Genomic DNA, 3,419 nt, shown 5'->3' on the forward strand with positions numbered 1-3,419 from the left:
CTGGCGGCCCAGCGGCTTGAGCTGGCGGCGCAGCTCGGTGAGGACGTCGTTGAGGCGCGTGAGGTTGTCCTGGGTGGCGTCCAGCTTGCGGATCGCCTTCTCCTTGCGCTTGCGGTGCTTGAGGACGCCCGCGGCCTCCTCGACGAAGCCGCGGCGCTCCTCGGGCGTCGCCCGCAGGACGGAGTCGAGCTGGCCCTGCCCGACGATGACGTGCATCTCGCGACCGATGCCGGAGTCGCTGAGCAGCTCCTGGACGTCCAGCAGGCGGCAGGTGTTGCCGTTGATGGCGTACTCGGAGCCGCCGCTGCGGAACATCGTGCGGCTGATCGTGACCTCGGAGTACTCGATCGGCAGCGCGCCGTCGGAGTTGTCGATCGTCAGCACGACCTCGGCGCGACCCAGCGGGGCGCGGCCCGCGGTGCCGGCGAAGATGACGTCCTCCATCTTGCCGCCGCGCAGCGTCTTGGCGCCCTGCTCACCCATCACCCACGACAGGGCGTCGACGACGTTGGACTTGCCCGAGCCGTTGGGGCCGACGACGGCGGTGATGCCGGGTTCGAGGGCCAAGGTCGTCGACGAGGCGAACGACTTGAATCCCCGCAGCGTCAGGGTCTTCAGATACACGCCGTCAGCCTAGACCCTGCGATGGCGGCCATCGCAGGGGAAACGCCGCAGGTCAGCGGGTGGCGGATTCCAGCAGCTCGGCGAGGTCGCCGTCGTGGGCGGTCTCGGCGAGACGGGCGAGCAGGCCGTCGTTCTGGGCCTTCAGTCGCAGGACCTCGTTCTCGAGGTCGCTGATCCGGCGTCGCAGCACGGCGACCTCGTGTGCGTGTTCCGGGGAGGTGACTCCGACGTGGCCGAACAGCGCTTTGGCCATGATCATCCTTCGAGGGAAATAGGCGGTTTCGCAGCGTTGGCTGCGTCTATCAGTGTCTCACCGTCCCGGGTGCCCGGTCAACCGACGCGGCAGCCACCGACCCACGTGTGCGTGACGCGCAGCTCGTCGGGATGCAGGACGACCAGGTCCGCGGGAGTCCCAGTGCCGAGGGTGCCGAGCTCGGGCGCCCCGAGGGCGAAGGCGGGAACGGTGCTGGCCGCTCGCACGGCGGTGGCGACGTCGACGCCCGCATGGCGCACGGCGTTGGCGATGCACGTGTCGAGCCGGACCGCGGCACCGGCGATCGTGCCGTCGTCGCGGCGAGCGGGCTGGTCCTGCTCGATGACCACGGCCGCCCCGCCGAGCTCGTACCTGCCCGGGGGCATCCCGAACGTCGACAGGTCGTCGGTGACCAGCATGAGGCGGTTCGCGGCGGTCGCGAACGCGACCTTCATGGCGATGGGGTCGACGTGGTGCAGGTCGCCGATCAGTCCCGGCGTCAGCCGCTCGTCGGTCAGCGCGACGCCCACCACGCCACCGTCACGGTGCCGCAGGCCGCGCTGGGCGTTGTAGAGATGCGTCACCAGAGTCGCGCCGGCGTCGACGGCGCGGGACGCCGTGGTGTCGTCGGCGTCGCTGTGGCCGATGCTGACGCGGACGCCTGCCGCGACGAGCCGCTCGATCGCCTCGAGCGCGCCGGCGCGCTCGGGCGCGAGGGTCACGTAGCCCAGGTCCGGTCCCCCGGCCTCGATCAGCGCATCGACCCGTTCGGGAGTGGGATCGGAGAGGAACGCCTCGTCGTGTGCGCCCTTGCAGGCCGCGGAGATGAACGGGCCCTCGACGTGCGCGCCGAGCAGGCGGGTCGCGCCAGGGCGCCCGGCCAGCCGGGCACGCTGGCGGCGGAACTCGCGCAACTGCTCGACGAGGTCCTCGACCGGCGCGGTGATGAAGGTCGGCGCGATCGCGGTGACACCGGTGGCGGCCAGGCCGTCGACGATCCGGTCCCAGTCGCCGCTGGTGGCGGCGGCGAAGTCCGCGCCGTAGGCACCGTTGATCTGGGCGTCGATGAGTCCCGGGGCGAGGATGCCGTCGTGGTGCTCGTCCGGCGCGCGGGGCGGCTCGCCCGTGCCGGAGGCCACGATCATGCCCTCGTCGATCTCGACCCAGCCCGGCTCGAGGTCCACGCCGAGGTCGACGACCGCGGCGGCGCTGATCAGGTGTCCCACGTGACGGGACCGTACACCTAGGGTGGGGCGCATGCGTCGCGACCTGTTCACCAGTCCGGAGGGCGAGTGGACCCCGGTCTCGCCCCGGCTCGCCACGGCGCGAGCCCTGATCGGAACCGTCTCGGGAGTCCTGCTGGTCCTGGTGTCACTGGGCCTGTGGCTCCCGCTCCGCGACCTGATGGACGGCTGGGCCTGGGTGCTGTGGATCCCCGCCGCGGCCGGGATCGCGCTCGTCGCGTGGATCTGGTGGTGGGCTCCGCGCAACCGGCGCAGCTGGGGCTACGCCGAGGCCGAGGACGACTTCGTCGTGCGGGGCGGCATCATGTTCCGCCGGCTCGTCGTGGTGCCCTACGGCCGGATGCAGTTCGTCGACGTCCAGTCCGGACCGCTCGCCCGGTCGTTCGGCTTCGCGACCGTGACCCTGCACACCGCGTCGACCTCCACCGCGGCCGCGATCCCCGGTGTCCCGCTCGACGAGGCCCAGCGCCTGCGCGACCGGCTCGCCCAGCTCGGTGAGGGTCATGGCGCCGGCGTCTGAGGAGCACCGCACGCACCCGCTGACGGGCCTGCTGCAGGGGCTCATCTGGGGTGCGGGCGTCGTGGTGGCGATCTCGTGGCAGCTGCTCGACTTCGACGACCCCAACTGGTGGACCCTGCTGTCGATCCCGGCCGGCTTCGTGCTGGGCGTCGTCGCCGGGTACGCCGGCTGGTACTTCACCCGGTACGTCATCGACGACGAGGAGATCCGCGTCGAGCGCGGCGTGCTGTTCAAGACCTCGCGGCGCATCCCGTTCGAGCGGCTGCAGTCCGTCGACATCAACGAGCCGCTGGTGGCGCGCCTCGTGGGGCTCGCCGAGCTCACGATCGAGATGGCGGGCGGCTCGGACTCGCGCACGCGGCTGCGGTTCCTGACCCTGACGGAGTCGCGCCGGCTCCGCCGGCTGCTGCTCGACCGGGCGCACGGCACCGTCTCGGCCGACGAGCCCGAGGAGCACTCCCCCCAGGCGCGTGAGGTGCTGCACGTGGTCCCGCCGGACCAGATCATCTTCGGCACGCTGCTGTCCCTGGACTTCGTCGGGACGGTCGTCGCCGCGCTGACCTCGATCGTGGTGGGCATGTTCACCGAGGCCGGGTGGGCGTTCCTGTTCGTGCTGTTCCCGGCGCTCTACGGCATCGGCCAGATGGTCAGCTCGCGCATCTTCGCGCAGTGGGACTTCACCGTCTCGCGCGGGCAGCGAGGCCTGCGGATCGAGCGCGGACTGCTGAGCCGCAGCTCGCAGACGATCCCCTACGACCGGGTGCAGGGCATCGCGGTC

Annotated in this window: 5 protein-coding genes; 2 read left to right on the forward strand and 3 right to left on the reverse strand. The window is 71.6% G+C overall.

What is annotated here, in order from left to right:
* From RT323_RS16280 to nagA, 3 genes are all read right to left on the reverse strand, one after another.
* Positions 1-624, reverse strand: a 624-nt coding sequence (locus RT323_RS16280; RefSeq protein WP_313410302.1) for an AAA family ATPase, incomplete at its 3' end; no start/stop codon positions are given.
* Positions 625-676: 52 nt separating this feature from the next.
* Positions 677-877, reverse strand: a complete 201-nt coding sequence (locus RT323_RS16285) for a hypothetical protein (RefSeq protein ID WP_313410303.1) — start codon at positions 875-877, stop codon at positions 677-679.
* A gap of 77 nt (positions 878-954) precedes the next feature.
* Positions 955-2,103, reverse strand: a complete 1,149-nt coding sequence (gene nagA / locus RT323_RS16290) for an N-acetylglucosamine-6-phosphate deacetylase (RefSeq protein WP_313410305.1) — start codon at positions 2,101-2,103, stop codon at positions 955-957.
* 31 nt (positions 2,104-2,134) lie between these two features.
* Here nagA and RT323_RS16295 point away from each other — a divergent pair, with 31 nt between their 5' ends.
* Both RT323_RS16295 and RT323_RS16300 read left to right on the forward strand, forming a co-directional pair.
* Positions 2,135-2,641: a PH domain-containing protein gene (locus RT323_RS16295; protein ID WP_313410307.1), complete on the forward strand. Its 507-nt coding sequence runs from the start codon at positions 2,135-2,137 to the stop codon at positions 2,639-2,641.
* The coding region (locus RT323_RS16300; RefSeq protein ID WP_313410308.1) for a PH domain-containing protein at positions 2,625-3,419 on the forward strand (795 nt) is incomplete at its 3' end. The genes RT323_RS16295 and RT323_RS16300, both read left to right, overlap by 17 nt.

The organism is Aeromicrobium sp., assembly GCF_032084975.1.
Lineage (GTDB): Bacteria > Actinomycetota > Actinomycetes > Propionibacteriales > Nocardioidaceae > Aeromicrobium.